Consider the following 20,111-nt stretch of genomic DNA (forward strand, 5'->3'; position numbering starts at 1 on the left):
CCATCCGGTGCCACGAATTCCGCATCATCGTTCGCGCTCTTCGAGCCACGCCCGTACGGCGTCGCCGTCCTGGCCGAGCGCGGGCGGCGCGGTGTGCCTGATCTCGGCCGGTCCGTCGAAGCGGAGCGGCGGGCCGGGCAGTTCGATGGTGCCGAGCACCGGGTGCTCCACCTCGACGACGAGGCCCTGTGAGCGGGTCTGGTCCCAGGTGTAGACCTCGTCGAGGGATCTGATCGCGCCCGCGGGCACGCCTGCGGCACCGAGTTCGGCCAGCCAGTGGGCGCGGTCGTGGGCGGCCAGGGCCTTCTCCATGTCGGCGATCAGCTCATCCCGGTGCGCGAACCTGTCCCTGTTCGTCGCATATTTCGCCACATCGGGGTCGATGTCGAGTAGCGCGGCGACCTTCTTCCACTGGCCCTCGTTGGCGGCGGCGATCTGCAGCATGCCGTCGGCGCAGTGGAAGGCGCCGTAGGGGGCGATGGAGGCGTGGTGGTTGCCGTTCGCGCCGGGCACCTTGCCGCCGACCGTCCAGGCGGTGCCGTGGTAGGAGTGCACGCCGGTGATGGCGGCGAGCAGCGAGGTGCGGACGACCCGGCCCCGGCCCGTGTGCTCGCGCTCGTAGAGGGCGCCGGCCACGCCGTACGCGCCGTGGATGCCGGCCAGCAGGTCGGCGATGGAGGCGCCGACGCGGTAGGGCTCGTCGGGCGAGGGGCCGGTCAGCGACATGAGGCCCGCCTCGCCCTGGGCGATCTGGTCGTAGCCGGGGCGCCCGCCCTCGGGGCCGTCGTGGCCGAAGCCGGTGATCGACAGGATGACGAGGCGGGGGTTGAGCTCGTGCAGGCGCTCGACGGAGAAGCCCAGACGGTCGAGCACGCCGGTACGGAAGTTCTCGACGAGGACGTCGCTCTGGCGTACGAGACGCTCGATGAGGTGCTTGCCCTCGTCGGACTTCAGGTCGATCGCGATGGACTGTTTGTTGCGGTTGGCCGCCAGAAAATACGTCGAAATATCGTGATCTGGGCCGACGAACGGCGGCCCCCAGCCGCGCGATTCGTCACCCCCGTCCGGGTGCTCGACCTTGATCACGCGAGCACCCAGGTCACCGAGCATCTGCGCGGCGTGCGGCCCGGCCAGGGCCCTGGAAAGATCGAGCACGACGATGTCACCGAGGGGTCCGAGCAAGATCAGCCTCCTACTTGCGTCCGGGCGGGAGCACATTCTTTCAGGCACCCGCTCCACCTCCTCTACCCTGGTTCGATGTATCAGCTAGCCGCCCGCATCAGGAACCTTCCGCCCTCGTGCGGACCGGTCCGGCTGGTGGCCGTCGACGGGCCCGCCGGGTCGGGCAAGACGACGTTCGCGGAGCGGCTGGGGGCGGCCCTGAGCTGCCAGGTGATCCACAGCGACGACTTTCCCGTGCCGTGGGAGGAGGGGCCCGGCGGGTGGTTCGCGGCGCTGGAGTCACAGGTGCTGGTGCCGCTCCGTCAGGGGCTGCCCGGAGGTTTTCGCCGCTACGACTGGGTGCGCGGCGAATACGCCGAGCGGGTGACCGTCCCCGTCGCGCCGGTGCTCGTCATCGAGGGCGTCGGTACGGCCCGCGCCTCGGTGGCGGAGCTGCTGGCGTTCGGCGTCTGGGTGGAGGCGCCCGAGGCGGTGCGGTTCGAACGGGTCCTGGAGCGCGACGGGGGCGCGCTGGAGCCGCGATGGCGGGAGTGGTTCGCGGCCGAACGGGCCTGGTTCGCCGAAGACGGCACCCGGGAGCGAGCCGACCTCGTCATCAGCACGTAAATCTCAGAGGTCAGGTAGCTGTCAGAGGTGGCTGACGTCGTTGAAGCCGGCGACGTCCAGGCGGCCCCCGGCGGCGCGCCAGCTCGACACCGAGCCGTTCAGCACCGGCGCGAACTCCAGCACGGCCGCCAGCTCCGCGTCGGGCGAGCGGGCGATCACGTGCCGCAGCGCCAGCACCACCGAGTCGTGGGCGACGATCAGCACCCGCCGCCCGTCCGCGCGCCCGTCCAGGTCCGCCAGGAAGTCCCTGAGCCGGACGACCACGTCGGCGAGCGACTCACCGCCGGGCGGCCGGTAGGCGTAGGCGCCCTCCTTCTCACGCCGCGCCAGCTCCTCCGGGTGCCGCTCCCCGATGGCGGCCAGGTTGTAGTGCGCGAACGCGCCCGCCTCCTGGTCCCTGAGCCGCTCGTCCACGGTCACGGGCAGCGCCGCCCACGACCGCGCCGCGAACCGCCACGTGTCGAGCGCGCGCCGGTACGGCGAGCACCACACCAGCTCGGGGGCCTCCCCGGAGGGCAGGGCCGCGAGCAGCCGCCCGAGAGCCGCCGCCTGGGTCCGGCCCAGCTCGGTCAGCGTCACCTCGTCGTCGCCGCGCTCGTAGACCAGGGGCGTCGTGCCGGCCAGCCGGTAGGCCAGGTTGGCCTCGCTCTCGCCGTGTCGCACCGCCATGATCCGCGTCGGGCCCATGCCTCATCTTCACACGCGGCCTTCGTACGAGCGCGGCGGGAGGCAACCCTTAGGAGGGGAGTTCGTCCACCTCCGCGAACGAGCGCCCGCCCGACAGCTTGGCGTAGCCAGGCCCCCGGTCGAAGAAGCGGTCGGCCGGGGGCCGCAGGTTGGCGCGCAGCTCGGCCGTGCCCCGCTCGTCGATGCGGTCGCCGTCGAGGACCACGCCGTAGTCGCCGAGCGCCCCCGCGATCGACACCTTGCCGTCGCGTACGTCGGCCGCCACGGCACGCGGGTCGCGGTCGTACGGGGAGCCCCAGCCGCCACCCCCGGTCGTCCGGATCCTGATCAGGTCACCGGCCTGCACCTGGTGGTCGTCGACCAGCCCTTCCATCTCCTTGCCGGCGATCTCCACCCGGAACGGCCGCCCGGCGAGGCCGCCGTTGACGCCCCAGCAGGACAGGATCGAGCGGTCGGCGATGGACATGTACGACGCGTCGCGCAGCATCCTGATGTGCTTGTCGTAGCCGAGCCCGCCCCTGAACATCCCCGGCCCGCCGGAGTCGCAGGCCAGCCCGAGGCGCTCGACGCGGAACGGCCAGCGCGCCTCGGCGAACTCCACCGGGATGTTGCGCGAGTCGGGCACCACGTGGATGGTGTCCTCGCCGTCGGCGTACCGGCGCCCGCCGGAGCCGCCGCCGAGCACCTCGCGCATCAGGTAGGGAACGCCGTCGGCGTCCGTGCCGTACACACCGGTGTAGCGGATCGTCTCCTGGTCGGCCGGCATGCGACCGCCGGTGGCCTTGGCCAGGACGCCCGCCAGGACACCGAGCAGGCGCAGGATGACGAACGTGCGGGCGTTGGTGGGGGCCGGGAAGACCGGGGTGAGCAGGGTGCCCTTCTCCGGGAAGACCATCTTGATGAGCGGCACGACGCCCTCGTTGACGTCCAGCTCGGCCATCCGCTCCGGCGTGTCGGCCAGGTTGCGGAGCACGGGGGCCAGCCACTTCTTCAGGAACACCCCGTCGGCGTAGTCGCCCGCGTGGTTGATCGGGCCCTTGGCCTGCGGCGAGGTGCCGGTGAAGTCGATGGTCAGCGGCGCGTCGAGCGCGTGGTCCACGGTGAGCGTGATGCGCTGGGCGTGCAGGCGGGGCTCGTCCACGCCGTCGTGCTCGGCGTAGTCCTCCCACACGTACGTCCCCTCGGGGATCTTGGCCAGCAGCTCCCTGCGGAACGTCTCGGTCGTCTTGCCGATGATCGCGTCGAAGCACTCCTCGACGGCCTGCCTGCCGTACCGATCGAACAGCTCGCCGAGCCGCCGCGCGCCCATCAGGCAGGCCGAGCACTCGGCGTCCAGGTCGCCGGCCAGCGAGTCGGGCATGCGGGAGTTGCGGGTCATGATCCGCAGCGCCGCCTCGTTGGGCACGCCCTGGTCCCACAGCTTGATCGGCGGCACCATCAGGCCCTCTTCGAAGACCGAGCGGGCGTGCGAGGGCATGGAGCCGGGCACCGCCCCGCCGATGTCGTCGTGGTGGCCGAACGCCTGGACGAAGGCGACGACGGCGCCGTCGTGGAAGACCGGCACGGTGACGCACAGGTCGGGCAGGTGGCCGATGCCGCCCTCCGACAGGTAGACGTCGTTGTGGAAGTAGACGTCGCCGGGCCGCATCGTCTCGATCGGGAAGTCGCGCACGACGGGCTGGACGAGCGCGCTGTAGGAGCGGCCGGTGAGCTTGCGCATCCGCACGTCGTGGATGCCCGCGCGGAAGTCGTGCGCGTCGCGGATCATCGGGGAGCGGGCCGTACGGGCGATGGCCGTCTCGACCTCCCGCTCGACGGACGCGAGCGTGCCCTCGACGATCTCCACGAGGATGGGATCAGTCACGGCGTACCTCCACATTTCCATACTCATCCACCGTCGCGGTGAAGCCCGGATGGATGGGGATCGTCGAGCCGTACTCCTCGATCACCGCCGGGCCCTCGATCTTGGCCCCGGGGCCGAGCGCGGCGCGCTGGTGGATGGGGGTGTCGCGAGTCTCGTCGAAGTGCACGGGACGCACGGAGGTGGCACCCTCGCCGGCCTTGTCCAGGCGGCGGAGGGAGGGGCGGTTGATGGGGCCGATGCCGGAGACGCGCAGGTTGACCCATTCGACGCCGTGGCGGGGATCGTCGCGGTAGGCGTAGCCGTACAGCTTCTCGTGGGCGTCGTGGAAGCGGCCGACCACGTCGGCCTGCCAGTCCTCGTCGATCTCGCCGGCGGGCGCGGTGACGCGGACCTCGTACGCCTGGCCGTAGTAGCGCAGGTCGGCGCTGCGCAGGTAGACCGGGTCGTCGAAGCCCTCGCGGCGCAGGGCCTCGCCCGCCTGATGCTCCAGGTCGTGGAAGATCTCGACGGCCTTGCCGAGGGAGAGGTCGCGGGTGACGTACGTACGGACGTAGTCGTTCTTGACGTCCACGGTGAGCAGCCCGAACGCCGACACGTTGCCCGGGTCGCGCGGGACGACGACGGCCGGCAGGCCGAGGATGTCGATCAGCCGGCACGCCAGCAGCGGCCCCGACCCGCCGAACGTCACCAGCGGGAAGTCCCGCACGTCCAGCCCGCGCTTGACGGTGAGCTGCCGGATCGCGTTGCTCTGGTTGAACGCGCTGATCTCCAGGATGCCGGTCGCCGTGCGCTCGGGGGTGAGCCCGAGCTTGCCGGCCAGCGCCTGGATGCCGGTCCGCGCCGCGTCGGCGTCCAGCGGGATCTCACCGCCGAGCAGGTGCGGCGGGATCCGGCCGAGGAACACGTGCGCGTCCGTCACCGTGACCTCGGTCCCGCCCTTGCCGTAGCAGAGGGGGCCGGGGTCGGCGCCGGCGGACTTGGGGCCGACCTTGAGCGTGCCCTCGGGCGAGATCCAGGCGATCGAGCCGCCGCCCGCGCCGACCGTGATGATGTCGATCATCGGGATCTTGCACGGGTAGCGGCCGATGGAGCCCTCGGTGGTGATGGAGGGCTGGCCGTCGATCACCACGGCCACGTCCGTCGAGGTGCCGCCGCCGTCCAGCGTGATCACCGACTCGTGGCCCGCCGTGGCGGCGATGAGCGCCGCGCCCAGCGCGCCGGCCGCCGGTCCCGACAGGACGGTGGTGATCGGCTGGTTGACGACCTCGCGGGCCGACAGGACGCCGCCGTTGGACTTCATGACGGAGAACGGCATGCCGAGCCGGTTGGACAGGGTCGCGAGGTAGCTGCGCATGGCCGGCTTGACGGCGGCGTCGACGAGGGTGGTGACCGAGCGCTCGTACTCGCGGTATTCGCGCAGCACGTCGCTCGACAGCGAGATCACCGCCTCCGGGTGCTCGCGCCACAGCACCTCGCGCATCCGGCGCTCGTGCTCGGGGTTGGCGTAGGAGTGCAGGAAGCACACCCCGATCGCGGTGACGCCCTTGGACTTGAACCAGCGGGCCACCTCGACGGCCTGCTCCTCCGAGAACGGCCACACCTCCGCGCCCCGATGGTCGAGCCGCCCGCCGACGGTCTTGACCAGGTGCACGGGAACGATCCTGGGCGGTTTCACCCAGAAGTAGGAGTTGCCGTAGCCATCGGGCACGCTCTGCCTGGCGATCTCCAGGATGTACTCGAAGCCCTCGGTCGTGATGAAACCGAGGTTGGCGATGCGGTCTTCCAGCAGCTGGTTCGTGGCCACCGTGGTGCCGTGGACCACGGCGCTCACGTCGAGGGGACCCAGCTTCTCGATGCCCGCGACGAACCCGTCCGCCGGGTTCGCGGGGGTCGAGGGTGTCTTCGTGGTGAGGATCTCACCGGTCTCCTCGTCCACCGCCACGATGTCGGTGAACGTTCCTCCGGTGTCCACACCTATACGGACGCTACGCATGGGCTCCTCAGCTTCGGCGACGGCCGAGCACTTCGTCGATGACTCTTGGCGCGTTCTGTGTGCCGACGTAGGCCGCCAGCCGCACCACCATCTCCTGCGACCTGGCCAGCTCCGCCTCGACTCTGGCCTTACCGGACTGCCCCGCCTGCACCCCGAAGTAAGCCCCGATTATGGTACCGATCACCCCCGCCACACCGGCGAAAAGCGGGGCGAACTCTCCGGTGGCGAAGACGGCGGCGCCGAAGGCGATGAGAATCGCGACGATGCCGGCCACGACGACGAAGAAGCCGTAGCGCCAGCGCGTCGCGTCGGCCTGGGCCGCCGTGATTTCGTCCTGCGTCATCATCGCGTCGAGCTCAGACGGCCGGGACGGTGGATTGTCGGTGACCACAGATTCCTCCTGTAACTCCAGGGGAGAAATGTCCCACGAGGTCATAGAACAAGCCAAGCCACTAAGCTGGCCCCCCGTGACCGAACTGTCTGCCTTGTCTGCCGTACCGTCTGGCGCCAGGGATGCCGTACTGAAGTTCTACTTCGGCCCCATGGATTGCGGAAAGTCCACGCTGGCGCTCCAGATGAACTACAACCACGGCCGTCAGGGCCGCCGGGGTCTGGTGCTCACCAAGCACGACCGCTCCGGCGGGCCCAAGGTGACCAGCAGGATCGGGCTCGGGCTTGAGGCGATCGAGGTGGAGGACTCCCTCGATCTCGTCCGGCTGGTCACCGCGCACGAGCGGATCGACTATCTGATCTGCGACGAGGCGTGCTTCTACACGGTCGAGCAGATCGAGCAACTGGCCGACCTGGTGGACGAGCACGCCGTGGACGTCTACGCGTTCGGGCTGGCCTCGGACTTCAGGTCGGTGATGTTCCCCGCGGCGCAGCGGCTGTTCGAGCTGGCCGACGAGGTCTGCCGGCTGCAGGTCGAGGTGCTGTGCTGGTGCGGGCGGCCGGGGCAGCTCAACGCCAGGGTCGTGGGCGGGTCGATGGCGCGTACGGGGGCGCAGGTGGTGATCGGCGACACCGACGCCGCGCACGTGCGCTATCAGGTGCTGTGCCGCCGCCACCACCGCGCGGGCCGCCTCGGCGAGGGCTCGCAGCAGATGGCCTGAAAAGCCGCTGAAAGGTTCATACCAGCCGGTCCAGGGCCTCTCTGAGGCGCTGGGCGTCCTGGTCCGGCAGGACGGCCAGGAACGCCTCCTCGGCCTCCTCCACGGCCCGCGTGGCCGCGCCGAGGACCTCGCGGCCGCGCTCGGTCGGCTCCACGATGTTCTTGCGCCGGTCGCCGGGGTGCGGCCGGCGCCCGACCAGCCCTTTACGCTCCAGCGCGTCGACCATGGCGACCATGGTCGTGCGGTCGATCCCCAGGCGCTGGGCCGCTTCGAGCTGCGACAGCGGCTCGCGCGCGCCCAGCACCGACAGCACAGCGAACTCACGCCCGTCGATCCCGTACGGCTCCAGCGCCGGGCCCGTCAACTCCCCCAGGCGCAGCCCGGCATGCTTGAGCAGGTAACCAAGTCGGCGTCTCGACACCCGACGATTGTCCCATCCTGAAATGCTCAGACGGCGCAGTAGCCGTCGTCGTCGCACCCGTCGGCGGGCGCGGCGAGCTGCGTGATCGGGGTCTGCCCCGTGCGCTCGGCCACCTCGTCGATCGCGGCGGTGAAGGTCTCCTCCGGCTGCGCGCCCGACACGGCGTACTGGCCCTCGAACAGGAACAGCGGCACCCCGCTGATCCCGAGCGCCCGCGCCCTGCCGAGCTGCTCGCGCACCTCCTCGGCGCCCTCGCCGGTGTCCTGGACGCCCGTCTCGGCGGCCAGCTTGGCCAGGACGGCGGGGTCGGCCACGTTCTGGCCCTGGCTGAAATAGGCCAGAAACAACCGGCCGGCCATCTCCTCGCCGAGCCCCTGCCGCGTAGCGACCTCGATGAGGCGGTGCGCCTCCAGCGTGTTCGCGCTGACCGCGTGGTCGTAGTCCAGCTCCAGCCCCTCGGCCGCGGCGGTGTCGATCACCCGCTGGATCATCTGCCCGGCGTTCGGCCCGAACTTGCGCTCCAGCGCCGGGAGCAGCGGCTCGGCCTCCGCCGGGGCGTCCGGGTTGAGCTGGAACGGCCGCATCGTCACCTCGATCGTGCCGCCCTTGGCCCGGAACCGCTCCGCGGCCCGCGCGAACCTGACGTGCCCGATGTAGCACCAGGGGCACACGACATCAGAAAAAACTTCAACCTTCATGTATGTGGTCAACCCCCGGCGCACCCGTCCGATTCCGCATGAGGTGATACGCCATAAATCCGACCGCAATCTCGCGGACCTAGGCTCGGGGGTGACGGAGGTGAGCGTGTGAAGACTCTGCGCATCCACTTCGGACGCGAGGATCTGACGCGGGTGAGACTGGCGGCGGGGCACGACGCCATGTGGGAGTTCGTGCTCAGCGTGCACCAGCTCGCCTTTCCCGACCAATATGTCCCCTTCTTCACCACCTGGCGGCGCCGGGCCGTCGCCGCGGTCACCGAGACGGGCCTGGAGGCCACGGTGCGGCGGCTGGCCCAGCTCATGCCCGCGACCCCGTATTTCCCTGACTTCCTCACCCCCGCCGGGCAGCGGCCGCTGTTCGAGGAGGGCCTCGAAACCGTGCTGGCCACGCCGGTCACGCGGCTGCGCATCGACCTCGGACGGCTGTCGGCCGACTACCGGCGGCCGCCGTCGTGGTTCGCCACCCTGGCCGGCGGCGAGGCGGAGGTGCTCGACCGGTTCGGCGACGCCGTCCGCGGCTACCACGACACGGTGCTGGCCCCCTACACGCGCCAGCTCACCGCGGCCGTGGACGCCGACCTGTCCCGGCGCTCGCAGGCCATGGCCATGGGCGGGGTGGACCGGCTGCTGAGCGGCCTGCACCCGGCGGCCCGCTGGGACCCGCCCGTGCTGAGCGTGGACTACGTGGTCGACCGCGACCTCTACCTGGACGGCAGGGGGCTGCTGCTCATCCCGGTCTTCTTCGGCGTGCACGGCCCGATCACGCTGGCCGACGAGAGCCTGAGCCCGACGCTGGTCTACCCGGTCGAGCGCGCGCCGTTCTGGGAGTTATCGGAGGGCCGGACGGACCACATGGACGCGCTGTCGGAACTGCTCGGGCCCACCAGGGCCGCCGCCCTGCACCTGGTGGGCGACGGGCTCACCACCACGGCGCTGGCGAAGGCGCTCGGGGTGAGCGTGTCGGCGGCCAGCAGGCACGCGACGGCGCTGCGGCGCGCCGGGCTGATCCACACCACCAGGCACGGGCGGCACGTGCTGCACATCCGGAGCAGGCTGGGCGAGGCGCTGTTCAAGGGCGAGCTGGGCTAGGCAGGTTCTAACCCTTCCGCGCGCCGGCCGCAAGGGTTTGCATGTAGACGCAAGGGCTTCAGCGGGCGCGGGCCCGGCCAGCAGAATGCTGCCGGGGGGAGGCACGCCGAACCTCGCGGGGGCTGGCTCGGCGGCCTCACCCCGCTGCGAGCTCCTCCAGCCGGTACGGCAGATAGGCCGAGTCGTCCACCAGCGCGGAGGCGCCCCGCCACCATCCGAACCATTCGCCGCTGCGCCACATCCAGTCGACCCGCTCGATGGCGGCCACCACGTCGCCGACCGTCTCCCACCGCTCGCCGAGCTGCTCGCGGGAGGCGCCGTGCCGCAGCGCCCACGCCCGCAGGATGCCGGTGGCGGCCGAGGGGACCTCACGGGCGTAGGGGTCGGGGTCCTCACCCGGCAGCCGGTGCGGCCCGAGCCCGGCCGCCACGCCCCAGCTCCACTGCGCCTCGGCGGGACGGGAGTAGCGCAGCGACTGGAAGTCCAGGTTGGATCCGAGATCCTCGTCGGGCCGCCGGGCGACGACCGCGTCGAGCCGCCCTCCGGCGTCGAAGTGCACGACGAGCCGTTCGCCCGGTTTGGCGCCCGGCGGCAGGTCGAAGCGGTCTTCGGCCTGCCAGGAGTTGAGGTCGACCTGCGCGACGGGCCGGCCCCACATCTCGTCGGCGGCGTCGTCGGCCATCCAGGCGGCCAGCATCTCGAGTGCGGTCAGGTCGGTCCACGGCTCGATGGCGACGGCCGTGCGCACCACCTCGTCGGGGGGCGGCAGCTTGCCGCCCCTGGGCCTGCTCCACCAGTCGTCGCCCAGCTCGCGGGTGCCGACCAGCAGCGCGGCGATGGCGGCCAGCTCCGCCGAACGTCTGGTGAGGGAGGCGCCGAGCGCGAGCCCGAGCGTACGGTCGGTCCGGTCGTCCCCGAGCACCGGGCGCACGTCGGCGATCAGCAGCTCGGCTGTCGGACGCTCCTCACCCAGCAGGTTGCGTACGACTCGCCTGGCTTCTGTCCGTGCGTCTTCAGCATGTGCCTGCCGCATACCGCCACGCTACGCCCGGAGATCCTTTTCCGCGAGAGCCACCGACACCCTGCCGCCTCCCCTTATGGTCAAAGCCCCGCTAATGACCGCCGCTCATGAACGCCGCCGGCCCCGGCCGAGCAACCACCCCACCACGACCCCGGTGACCGCCACCCCGGCCCCCATGCCGAACGACGCCAGCATCACCCACGGCCGTGTCTCGGCCGCCTGCCGCTGGGCGGGCCGCTCATAGACGGGGGCGCCCACTTCGACCGGCTGCTCGGCCACGGTCGTGGGTGCGCGCAGGTGCTCTTCGACGGCCGCGAAGAACTCGCCCGCCGTGCGCTTGGCAACCGAGCCCAGCATGCGCTGCCCGACTCCGCCGATCATCCCGCCGATCACCGCCTCGGCGTCGTAGTCGACGCGGGTCCCGCCGCCGTCCTCGCTCAGGCGTACCTGGACGGTCGCGTCCACGGTCCCCGGCGCGCCCTGCCCCCTGGCCTTGAGCGTGAAGCGCTCGGGCGGAAGCGGATCGGTCAGCGCCACCTCCCCCTGGTAGACGCCCTTGATCGAGGCCACTCCCGCGTTGACCGTCATGCGGTACGTGTCCGGCCCGATCTCCTCCAGCCGCTCGCACCCCGGAATGGTGCGCACCAGCACCGCCGGGTCCTGGAGCGCGGCCCACACCCGATCTCTCTGCACGCCGATCACGGCGCTGCCCGCCACTTTCATAACGTCACTTTAGGCGCGCCGGATCAGGTGGATAAGGGCAACACCTGACCAAGGCTGGCAAGATGGTGCCCCATGCGCAGGGGGCGGAACGAGAGACGACGCGTGACCTTCGTGGCCGGCCTGCTGGCGCTGACCGCCTGCACCCCGGCCGGGACGGCGAGCGTCGGCCCCGCCACCGCGCCGGCCACGTCCGCCCCGGCCCCGGCTCCGGTGACGACCCCGCAGGGCCCGCCGGGAGCGCTGCCGCGCGACGGCGAGGTCCGCCGGCTCCCCCGTCCCGGCGCGCTCCCGCCGGTCATCAGCTCGATCCCGACCAAGCGCAAGGTCGTCTTCCTGACCATCGACGACGGCTGGGAGCAGGATCCGGGGTTCGTCCGGCAGATCCGGGAGCGGCGCATTCCCATCACGGCCTTCGCGATGCGCGACGCCGTGGAGGCCAAGGGCACGCCGGACGAGTCGGGCGGCCCGGCCCGGTTCGTTGGAGCTGGTAAATGGGGATATTTCCGGCAGCTTCGCGACGCCGGCGTCCCCATCGAGAACCACACCCTCACCCATCCCAACCTCAGCCTGCTCGGCTACGACGCCCAGCGCCGTGAGATCTGCGGCTCGTCGAGCCTCATCAAGAAGGAGCTGGGCGGCCGGCCGACCCTGTTCAGGCCCCCGTTCGGCAACTACAACACCGACACGCTCAGGGCCGCCAAGAGCTGCGGCATGAACGCCGTGCTCCTCTGGACCGCCACCGTCCAGCCGGGCGGCAAGATCGCCTACCAGGTGCCCGACAAGAAGCTGCGCCCTGGCGACATCCTGCTCCTGCACTTCCGGCCCAACCTGGCCAGAGACTTCCGCATCCTGGTGAACAAGATCAAGCGGCGTGGCTACGAGCTGGGCAACCTGCGGGCGTACCTGAAGGAGCACGGTGTTCGCTAGGGGCGGCGGCAGGCCAGGGCGCGCACGAGGCGGCGCCGTACGGGACGGCCGTTCATCTCCCCCAGGGTGAGGGTGAGCTCCTGGCGGGCGAGCTCCTCCATGGCCTGGTCGCCGTGGCGGCAGAAGAGGTCGAGGGCCGTCGCGTGCGCCGCCAGCGCCGCGACCAGCCGCCCGGCCGCGCGCTGGGCGTTGCCGGTCAGCAGCAGGATCTCCGCGTGCGCCCACGGCTCGTGGCCGGCAAACCACACGTCGGCGTCCCCCAGCGACTCCAGCGCCTCGGCGTGGTCCCCGGCGGCCAGCCGCGCCTGCCCGCGCAACCGCCACAGGCGGGCGAGCAGGCGCCCCGTCTCCGGCCGCCCGTCCATCGGGTTGCCGCGCAACTGTGACTCGGCCAGGTCGAGCTGGTCCAGGCAGCCCGGCACGTCCCCGGTGCGCAGCAGCGCCTGCCCGAGGTCGCAGCGGGCCTGGGCCAGCCCGTACGGTCGCCCGACCCGCACATTCGTCACGACACCGCGCGCCGCCCGCGACACGACATCCTCGCGTCCCGTGCCGCAGTGCAGCAGGTACGCCAGGCGTTCGCGCTGGACGGCGGCCACCCCGGCGAGGCTGCCGTCGGCGATCTCGCCCGCCCTGCCGAGCGCCGTCTCGCAGCGCTCACCGGCGCGGCGCCGGCAGTCGCGGCGGGCGCGCAGCAGCGACTCGACGAACCGGGCGTGCGGCGGGGCCTGACCGGGCAGCCGCCGCGCCGCGCACGCCGCCGACCAGCCCTCCGCCGTGCTCAGCGCCGCGCTCTCGGCCAGCAGCAGGGGCGCGCACGCCACCGGCCAGTGCTCCGCCGCGCTCTCGGCCGTGCTCCCGATCCCGGCTGTGCCCCCGACCATACTCCCGACCGTACTCCCGGCCATGTTTCCGACCGTGTTCCCGGCCGGTGGCGGGCGGCCGTCGACCTCGCTCAGGACCTTCTTCGCCTCCTCGTGGTGCCCGATCTCGTGCAGCGCGAACGCCAGCCGGAACAGCCCTTCGGCGCGCAGCGGCGCCGCGTGGCCCGTCCCCGGGGAGTGCTGGACGAGCCGGAGCTCGCCGATCGCGTCCGCGTAGTCCTGCACCGCGGCCAGGTAGCCGCTCTTGGCCAGGCGGACCCGGATCACGGCCGTAGGGTCGTTCACGTCGCGGGCGGCGGCCTTGGTGGCCAGGTCGAACGCGTGCCGCACGGTGTCGTGGCGCACGGGCGGCGTATAGCAGTCACCGAGCATGGCCGCGAGCCGCCAGCAGACCACCGGCTGCCGCTGCCGTTCGGCCTCCAGCACGGTCTCGACCTGGTTGCCGAACTCGGCCCGCAGCCAGAAGCCGACGTTGGCCGCCACCTGCCGCTCCCAGCCGGGCAACTGGGGCAGCCATTCCGCCGGGACCTCCTGGTCGAGCGCGAGCCGGCGGCCCCCGTACAGGACCGACAGCACCTGCGCCGTGCCCGCCAGATAGGCGAGCCGGAACCGGGACCGCGCCGCGCCGATCTCCTCCTCCCAGGCCGGCTCGCGTCGCTGCTGCTCGGCGAACAGCCTGATCAGCGGGCTCATCCGGTAGCGGACGAAGCCGGAGGGGTCGCGGCCCTTGCCGTCCAGCAGGCCCACGCGGCACAGGCGGTCCATCAGATTCGACGCCTCGACGGTGCCGATGTCGAGCATCGGCTGCAGCACCCAGGGCGTGAACGTGTCCGACTGCGACAGGGTCAGGAACACGAACGCCTTCCTCACCTCGGGTTCGAGGACGGCGTACTCGCTCTCGAAACGATCGGCGACGTCGCGCCCGCCGTGCTTGAGCGCGGCCAGCCGGGTGCGGCCATCGCGCAGCTCGGCCATGAGCGGCTGGAGCGCCGCCGCGGGCGGGCGGCCGCTGAAGGTGAGCACGTCGCGGGCCCGCTCCCCCACGGCGAGCAGCGCGTTGGGCTGGCCGTCGCACAGCTCCGTGATCTCGGCGAGCATCTCCGCGGGCAACCCGACGGGGCAGACCGAGCGGAAGGTCAGCCACGCGTCGTCCTCCCGCATCGGTCCGAGCCGGTACGACCGCGTCTGCGGGGAGTCCTCGTTGTCACCCAGGAGGTAGTTCGCCCGGCTGGTGATGAGCACGGTGCACTGCTCGCCGCTGGGCAGCACCGCCTTGATCTGCTCCGCGCTGCGGGCGGCGTCCAGCACGATGAGCATCTGCTTCTCGGCCGTCTTCGCGCGGAACACCCCGGCCAGCTCGTCGGCGCTCTGGGCGTGCACGTTCTCGTCGTTCCAGCCCAGCTCCCGCAGGAAAGAGAGCAGGATGTCCCTGGGCGCCCTGGCCTCGCCCGCCGTGCCCAGGTTCTGGTAGAGCCGGCCGTCGGGATACTGCTCCTCGATCTCGGCGGCGAACCGGTGCGCCAGCGCGGTCTTCCCGATGCCCGGCCGGCCGTGGATGAGGATGACGAGGGGGCGGCCGGGCCGTTCGCCGCGGAGGCGGGCCCGGTGCTGGTCGTACATGGTGACCAGGTCGTCCAGCTCCTTCTGCCGGCCGGCGAACAGGGGCAGCGCGAACCGGTCGGCCGGGCGCAGGCTCTGGCGTACCAGGAGGCCCAGGACGGCCGCGACGCTCAGGATGAGCAGCGTGACGACGGCCAGGACGATGCGCAGCCGCGGGTCCTCCACCCAGCCGGCCAGCACGGCCAGCTCGGCGCCGAGGACCCCCAGCGCGGCCGCGACGATCTGGGTCGCGGGCAGTAATCGACGGCGGCGCCTGCGAGACGGGCGGCCCTTCTCGCCTGGCATGTCACGCTCGTTTCGTGGTGATGGTCGTCCTCCTCGAACGCCTGGTCCTCGAACGTCTGGTGAAGACCGTGCGCAGGAGCGCCCGCGCCGCGTTCCGCGTGGTCCGGCCCCAGCCGTCCAGCCGGCGGTAGCTCAGGAAGGCCGCGTGCTGGAGCCGGACGGCCTCGCCCTTCATGCCCTTGAGCCGGTAGGCGGCGGCGAGCCGCAGGGCGACGCCGCCCTCGATCCAGCGGTCGCCGCAGTTGCGGAACGACTCCAGCGCCTGCCGCAGCGCCGTCCCGGCCTCGGCCGCCCGGCCCTCCGCCAGATAGATCTCGCCCAGCCGGTAGTAACAGTGGGCGGCGCCGAAGCGGTGGTGCAGCGCCGTGAACGACTTCAGCCCCTCGGAGGCGTGGCGGGCGCCCGGTTCGAAGGCTTCCGTCCGCAGCGCCACCCGGGCCCTGGTCTGGTCGATCCAGGCCCCGAACCACGGCTGCCCGTGCTGCGCGGCCTGCCTCTTGGCCTCGTCGAGCGCGCTCAGCGCGGCCCGGTAGTCGCGGGCGTAGAAGGCCACGTTGCCCTTGCGCCAGCCGAACTCCGCGCGCAGCCGCTCGCCCTCGGTCCCGAGGTCGCGCAGCAGCCGGTCGCCCGTCTCGATCACCTCCGCGGCCTCCTTCCTGTCGCCGGGTGCGTCCCTGAGGGCGAGCACGAAGGCCTGCTCGCCCAGGATCCTGACCTGCTCGGCGCGGTCCTCGCCGGCCACGGCGATGCGCATGGCCTCGCGCACGTGCTCCAGGGCCGCGTCGAAGCGGTGGCGCCGGTGCTCGATCCTGGCCAGGCACCGCAGGGGGCGGGCGTGGCCGCCCGCCTCGCCGAGGGTGAGCGCGCGGTTGGCGTGGTCCTCGGCCGCGGTGAGGTGGCCGAGGTCGCAGTTGAGCTCGGCCAGGGCGATGCAGGCCGCCGCCTCCCACGAGACGTCCTGCTTCTCGCGGGCCGCCGCCAGCGCTCCGCGGACCGCCTCGCTCGCGCGTTTGAAGGTGCCGTACTTCTTGAGCAGCAGGTCCATGTCGTACTCGCCGGCGGCGGGCGGCTTCTGCCTGCTCAGCCTCTTGACGCGGGCCAGCAGGACGCCCGGCTCCGGGTCGTTCTCGGCGCGCGCCCGGTAGGCGGCGTAGCGCACCACGATGTCGCGCGCCCGGCAGGTCGGCGTGCCGGAGCCGGAGGTGAGCAGTTCGAGGAGCCCGGCGTCGGCGAGGCTGGCGGCGAGCCGGCCGCCCCTGGCGTCGTCCACGCGCAGGGCGGCGGCCAGTTCCCGCGGCGAGAACGGGACGAGGGGCGCGAAGATCCGCAGCGCGCGCAGCGCCTTCTGCTCGTCGCTGGTCAGCATGACGTAGACGGCGTCGAACGCCTGCTCGTGCCGTACCGGCGGCGCTCCGTCGGCTGGGGTGACGAGCGGCAGCGACCTGGCCCGCTCGGTGATGCGGTCCACCGTCCAGTCGGTCCGCTGCGCCACGGCGGTGACCACGACGCGCAGGGCCTGCGGATGCCCGTCGCAGACGCCGGCCAGCTCGCCGAGCTGCTTCTCCTCGCGCTCCACCCGCCGGCTCCCCATGACCGCGCGCAGCAGGTCGAAGGCCTCCCGCTCGGACAGCGGGCCCAGCTCGCGCGCCGGTACGTCCGGCCGGCCCGGATCGTCCCGGCAGGTCACGATGAGCACGCTCTTGTGCCCGCCCGGACGTAACGCGCCGAGGTCGAGGGAGGCGGGGACGTCGTCGAGCAGGATCAGGGCCGCCTTGTCGCGGGTGAGCTCGCGATAGCGCCGTTCCCTGTCCTGCTCGTTGCCGGGCACCTCCTCGCCGGGCTGCGCGAGAGCGCGGATGACATAAGCGCGCAGACCGTCAATGCTGTCGCGGGACGCCTTCCACAGGTGCACATAGAGCTGGCCGTCCGGGAATCGATCAGCGACGTGGTGGGCGAATGTGATCGATAGGGCCGATTTGCCGATGCCTGGAGCTCCATATATCGCGATAGCCGTGGTTCCTTTCGCGGCCCGCGCGGCGACGGAATCGGCCAGCCACTCCAGCTCGCGCAGCCGTCCGACGAATCCGCGCGGCGCGGGCGGCAGCTCCCTGGGCACCAGGTACGGCCGCGACGGCGTCCTGGCGGCCGGCTGGGAATGCGGCCCGATCGGCTGCGACACCGCGCGGGGCTGCGACAGCCTGGCCACCAGCAGCACGGCGGCCGCCGGAACGACGACCAGCATGGCCACCAGCCCGACCACATTGCCACGGAGCCAGAACCCAAGACCAAAGGCCGAAAACACCAGAAGAACGAACGATCCCGCCTCTAACTCATATCCTTGGACATAAGACGAAAATCGCCTCATAACACCCCCAGGGCCAACCAATGCGGCCGAACTCCGCCCCCGCGTCGACGCCGCCGTGAAACGTTTCCTTTCTGTATCGCAAACCAAACAATGCCCCGCCATAACTAAATAGCCACCCTTATACCCCTTTGCCGGGCACACTCCGCCGAGCGGGGTACGCCGGAATCAACCCGGCGGGTGACGCCGCGACCCGCCCCCGGACGGCATCCTCGATACCTCAGTGACCAGCGAGAGAGGGATGTGACCAAGATCGCATCCCGTTGCTCTACAAGCTGTAGTACTACTGTAGGTAGATGTACTACAGCTTGTAGAGCTCAGGAGTCGGCGGGGAAGATGGACGCACTTGACCTGGCACGGTGGCAGTTCGGGATCACCACCGTGTACCACTTTCTGTTCGTGCCCTTGACCATCGGTCTGGGCATCTTCGTGGCCGGCCTCCAGACGGCGTGGCACCGGACGGGCAAGGAGCACTACCTGCGGCTCACGAAGTTCTTCGGGAAGCTGTTCCTGATCAACTTCGCCATGGGCGTGGTCACCGGCATCGTGCAGGAGTTCCAGTTCGGGATGAACTGGAGTGAATACTCCGTGTTCGTCGGCGATGTCTTCGGGGCGCCGCTGGCCATGGAGGCGCTGCTGGCCTTCTTCATGGAATCCACGTTCCTGGGGCTGTGGATCTTCGGCTGGGACCGGCTGCCGAAGAAGGTGCACCTGGCGTGCATCTGGGCGGCGACCATCGGGTCCAACCTGTCGGCCTACTTCATCCTGGCGGCCAACGCGTGGATGAAGCACCCGGTCGGATACGAGGTCGTGGACGGCAAGGCCAGGATGACCGACCTGTGGGCCGTGCTGACCAACTCCACGGCGCTGGCCCAGGTCCCGCACGTCATCGGGGCCGCGTTCATCGTGGCGGGCGGCTTCGTGCTGGCGGTGTGCGGCTACCACCTGCTCAAGACGCGCGCCGGCATGTGGCGGAGCGCCGCCCGCGCGGCGCTGGTGATGACGGCGATCGCGGGCGCGGTCGTCGCGGCCACCGGCGACCATTCGGCCAGGCTCATGTACGAGCAGCAGCCCATGAAGCTGGCCGCCGCCGAAGGGCTCGAACGCGACACCGCCGCCGCCCCGTTCAGCCTCGCCCCCGGCATCGAGATCCCGGGCGTCCTCAGCTTCCTGTCGACCCACGACTTCAACGCCACCGTCCAGGGCACCGAGGACCTGCAGCGGCGCTTCGAGGAGCAGTTCGGCCCCGGCGACTACCGGCCCGACCAGGCCATCGTCTTCTGGTCGTTCCGCGTGATGCTCGTCTTCGGGCTGTCCACGGTGGGCCTGTCGGTGCTCGGCCTCTGGCTGACCCGCAGGAAGCGCCCGTTCCCGGCCTGGCTGTCGCGGGCGATGCTGCTGGCGCTGCCGCTCCCGCTGATCGCGGTGATCGCCGGCTGGCTGCTCAGCGAGATCGGCCGCCAGCCGTGGACGGTCGCGGGCGAGCTGCTGACGGCCGCCAGCGTGTCGCCCGGCGTGAGCCTGGCCGAGGTGGCCATCTCGCTGACGATCTTCACCCTGCTGTACGGCGCGCTCACGGTGGCCGAGATCGTGCTGCTGGCCAAGCACGTCCGCAAGGGCCCCGAGGAGCGGGTACCCGCCCCCGCGGCCGAGCGGCGCGAGCCGTCGCTGATGTACTGAGGAGCTGACAATGATCGAGTTGTGGTTCGCCGTCATCGCCTTCCTCTGGACCGGCTACTTCGTGCTGGAGGGCTTCGACTTCGGCGTCGGGATGTTGTCGCCCGTCGTCAGCGGGAACGCCGACGAGCAGCGCGCCGGCCTGGAGACCATCGGCCCGGTGTGGGACGGGAACGAGGTCTGGCTGATCACCGCGGTCGGCGCCATGTTCGCCGCGTTCCCTGCCTGGTACGCGGGCGTGTTCAGCGCCTTCTACCTGCCGGTCACGCTGGTCCTGGTCGGCCTGATCGTGCGCGGCGTCGGGCTGGAGTGGCGCGGCAAGGTGGCCGACCCGTTCTGGTGCGATCTGGGCATCGTGGTGGGCAGCGCGCTGCCGGCGTTCCTGTGGGGCGCCGTCTTCGCCGACCTGCTGTTCGGCAGCGCGCTCGCGGCCCTGCTCGGCGGCATGTTCACGCTGACGGTGTGCGCCCTGCACGGCGCCGTCTTCCTGGCGCTCAAGACCACCGGTCCGGTACGCCGCCGCGCCAGGACCGCCGCCCTGGTCGCCGGCGCGGTGGTCATGCCGGTGGCCGTCGCCGCCCTGTCGGGCCTGGGCACCTTCCCCGCCCTGGCCGCCATGGCGGCGCTGGCCGCGGCCGTCGCGCTGATCTGGCGGCGCAGGGAGGGCTGGGCGTTCACGGCCACGGCGGGCGCCATCGTGCTGGCCACGCTGGCGGTCTTCATGGAGCTGCGGCTGCGGCCCCTGCCCGGCCTCACCCTGGCGGAGGCCGCGTCGGGCCCGTACACGCTGACGGTGCTGAGCTGGATCGGCCTGATCACCCTGCCGTTCATCCTGGTCTACCAGGGCTGGACGTACTGGGTGTTCAGAAAGCGCGTCCGCGTCACGGCCACCGCCTGACCCGCCTGGGCCGTCCCCCCTCCTTCTCAGAAGGACCTGTACCG

Annotated in this window: 17 protein-coding genes; 6 read left to right on the forward strand and 11 right to left on the reverse strand. The window is 71.5% G+C overall.

Going from position 1 to position 20,111, the window contains the following annotated elements; genetic code table 11:
• Nucleotides 1-24 precede the first annotated feature (24 nt).
• Entirely contained in the window at nt 25-1,218 is a 1,194-nt protein-coding gene (locus C4V41_RS08625; protein WP_200823888.1) for a CaiB/BaiF CoA transferase family protein, read from the reverse strand.
• 39 nt (nt 1,219-1,257) lie between these two features.
• On the opposite strand from C4V41_RS08625, the gene C4V41_RS08630 reads away from it, so the two are divergent.
• The gene (locus C4V41_RS08630; RefSeq protein ID WP_146103595.1) at nt 1,258-1,788 is read left to right on the forward strand and encodes a uridine kinase family protein; all 531 of its coding nucleotides are present in this window, start codon (nt 1,258-1,260) and stop codon (nt 1,786-1,788) included.
• A 21-nt stretch (nt 1,789-1,809) separates the two neighbouring features.
• Here C4V41_RS08630 and C4V41_RS08635 read toward each other — a convergent pair whose 3' ends face one another.
• From C4V41_RS08635 to C4V41_RS08650, 4 genes are read right to left on the reverse strand one after another with little or no spacing between them, the layout of a single operon-like run.
• On the reverse strand, nt 1,810-2,475 hold the full coding sequence (locus tag C4V41_RS08635) for a histidine phosphatase family protein (protein WP_200823839.1): 666 nt from the start codon (nt 2,473-2,475) through the stop codon (nt 1,810-1,812).
• A 49-nt stretch (nt 2,476-2,524) separates the two neighbouring features.
• Complete coding sequence (locus C4V41_RS08640) at nt 2,525-4,339, reverse strand: hydantoinase B/oxoprolinase family protein (protein WP_200823840.1); 1,815 nt, start codon at nt 4,337-4,339, stop codon at nt 2,525-2,527.
• On the reverse strand, nt 4,332-6,332 hold the full coding sequence (locus C4V41_RS08645) for a hydantoinase/oxoprolinase family protein (protein WP_103955221.1): 2,001 nt from the start codon (nt 6,330-6,332) through the stop codon (nt 4,332-4,334). The genes C4V41_RS08640 and C4V41_RS08645 overlap by 8 nt, the downstream gene beginning before the upstream one ends.
• A 7-nt stretch (nt 6,333-6,339) precedes the next feature.
• Nucleotides 6,340-6,723 (reverse strand): hypothetical protein, encoded by a 384-nt coding sequence (locus tag C4V41_RS08650; RefSeq protein WP_103955222.1) that lies wholly within the window; start codon nt 6,721-6,723, stop codon nt 6,340-6,342.
• Nucleotides 6,724-6,799: 76 nt separating this feature from the next.
• Between C4V41_RS08650 and C4V41_RS08655 the strand changes: the two genes are divergently transcribed.
• Nucleotides 6,800-7,444, forward strand: a complete 645-nt coding sequence (locus C4V41_RS08655) for a thymidine kinase (RefSeq protein WP_103955223.1) — start codon at nt 6,800-6,802, stop codon at nt 7,442-7,444.
• Between the two features lie 16 nt (nt 7,445-7,460).
• On the opposite strand, the gene C4V41_RS08660 is transcribed toward C4V41_RS08655, so the two are convergent.
• Together C4V41_RS08660 and C4V41_RS08665 are read right to left on the reverse strand one after the other, a co-directional pair.
• On the reverse strand, nt 7,461-7,865 hold the full coding sequence (locus tag C4V41_RS08660) for a MarR family winged helix-turn-helix transcriptional regulator (RefSeq protein WP_200823841.1): 405 nt from the start codon (nt 7,863-7,865) through the stop codon (nt 7,461-7,463).
• 26 nt (nt 7,866-7,891) lie between these two features.
• Entirely contained in the window at nt 7,892-8,563 is a 672-nt protein-coding gene (locus tag C4V41_RS08665; protein WP_103955224.1) for a DsbA family oxidoreductase, read from the reverse strand.
• 108 nt (nt 8,564-8,671) lie between these two features.
• On the opposite strand from C4V41_RS08665, the gene C4V41_RS08670 reads away from it, so the two are divergent.
• A complete protein-coding gene (locus tag C4V41_RS08670; protein WP_103955225.1) occupies nt 8,672-9,673 on the forward strand; it encodes an ArsR/SmtB family transcription factor in 1,002 nt (333 codons plus the stop codon).
• Between the two features lie 136 nt (nt 9,674-9,809).
• Here C4V41_RS08670 and C4V41_RS08675 read toward each other — a convergent pair whose 3' ends face one another.
• Nucleotides 9,810-10,706 carry a hypothetical protein gene (locus C4V41_RS08675; RefSeq protein WP_103955226.1) on the reverse strand — a complete coding sequence of 299 codons (897 nt, stop codon included), beginning with the start codon at nt 10,704-10,706 and terminating at the stop codon, nt 9,810-9,812.
• A 93-nt stretch (nt 10,707-10,799) separates the two neighbouring features.
• Entirely contained in the window at nt 10,800-11,417 is a 618-nt protein-coding gene (locus C4V41_RS08680) for an SRPBCC family protein (RefSeq protein ID WP_103955227.1), read from the reverse strand.
• 102 nt (nt 11,418-11,519) lie between these two features.
• On the opposite strand from C4V41_RS08680, the gene C4V41_RS08685 reads away from it, so the two are divergent.
• A complete protein-coding gene (locus tag C4V41_RS08685) occupies nt 11,520-12,344 on the forward strand; it encodes a polysaccharide deacetylase family protein (protein ID WP_235029984.1) in 825 nt (274 codons plus the stop codon).
• Here the strand turns inward: C4V41_RS08685 and C4V41_RS08690 are convergent.
• Nucleotides 12,341-15,130 carry an NB-ARC domain-containing protein gene (locus C4V41_RS08690; protein WP_103955229.1) on the reverse strand — a complete coding sequence of 930 codons (2,790 nt, stop codon included), beginning with the start codon at nt 15,128-15,130 and terminating at the stop codon, nt 12,341-12,343. The genes C4V41_RS08685 and C4V41_RS08690 overlap by 4 nt on opposite strands.
• 1 nt (nt 15,131) lies before the next feature.
• On the reverse strand, nt 15,132-17,390 hold the full coding sequence (locus C4V41_RS08695; RefSeq protein WP_160150221.1) for an NB-ARC domain-containing protein: 2,259 nt from the start codon (nt 17,388-17,390) through the stop codon (nt 15,132-15,134).
• A 438-nt stretch (nt 17,391-17,828) separates the two neighbouring features.
• Between C4V41_RS08695 and C4V41_RS08700 the strand changes: the two genes are divergently transcribed.
• Both C4V41_RS08700 and cydB read left to right on the forward strand, forming a co-directional pair.
• The gene (locus C4V41_RS08700; protein ID WP_103955231.1) at nt 17,829-19,172 is read left to right on the forward strand and encodes a cytochrome ubiquinol oxidase subunit I; all 1,344 of its coding nucleotides are present in this window, start codon (nt 17,829-17,831) and stop codon (nt 19,170-19,172) included.
• 10 nt (nt 19,173-19,182) lie between these two features.
• Nucleotides 19,183-20,067, forward strand: a complete 885-nt coding sequence (gene cydB, locus C4V41_RS08705) for a cytochrome d ubiquinol oxidase subunit II (protein WP_103955232.1) — start codon at nt 19,183-19,185, stop codon at nt 20,065-20,067.
• Nucleotides 20,068-20,111 lie beyond the last annotated feature (44 nt).

The sequence above is a fragment of the Nonomuraea solani genome (assembly GCF_900108335.1).
Lineage (GTDB): Bacteria > Actinomycetota > Actinomycetes > Streptosporangiales > Streptosporangiaceae > Nonomuraea > Nonomuraea solani.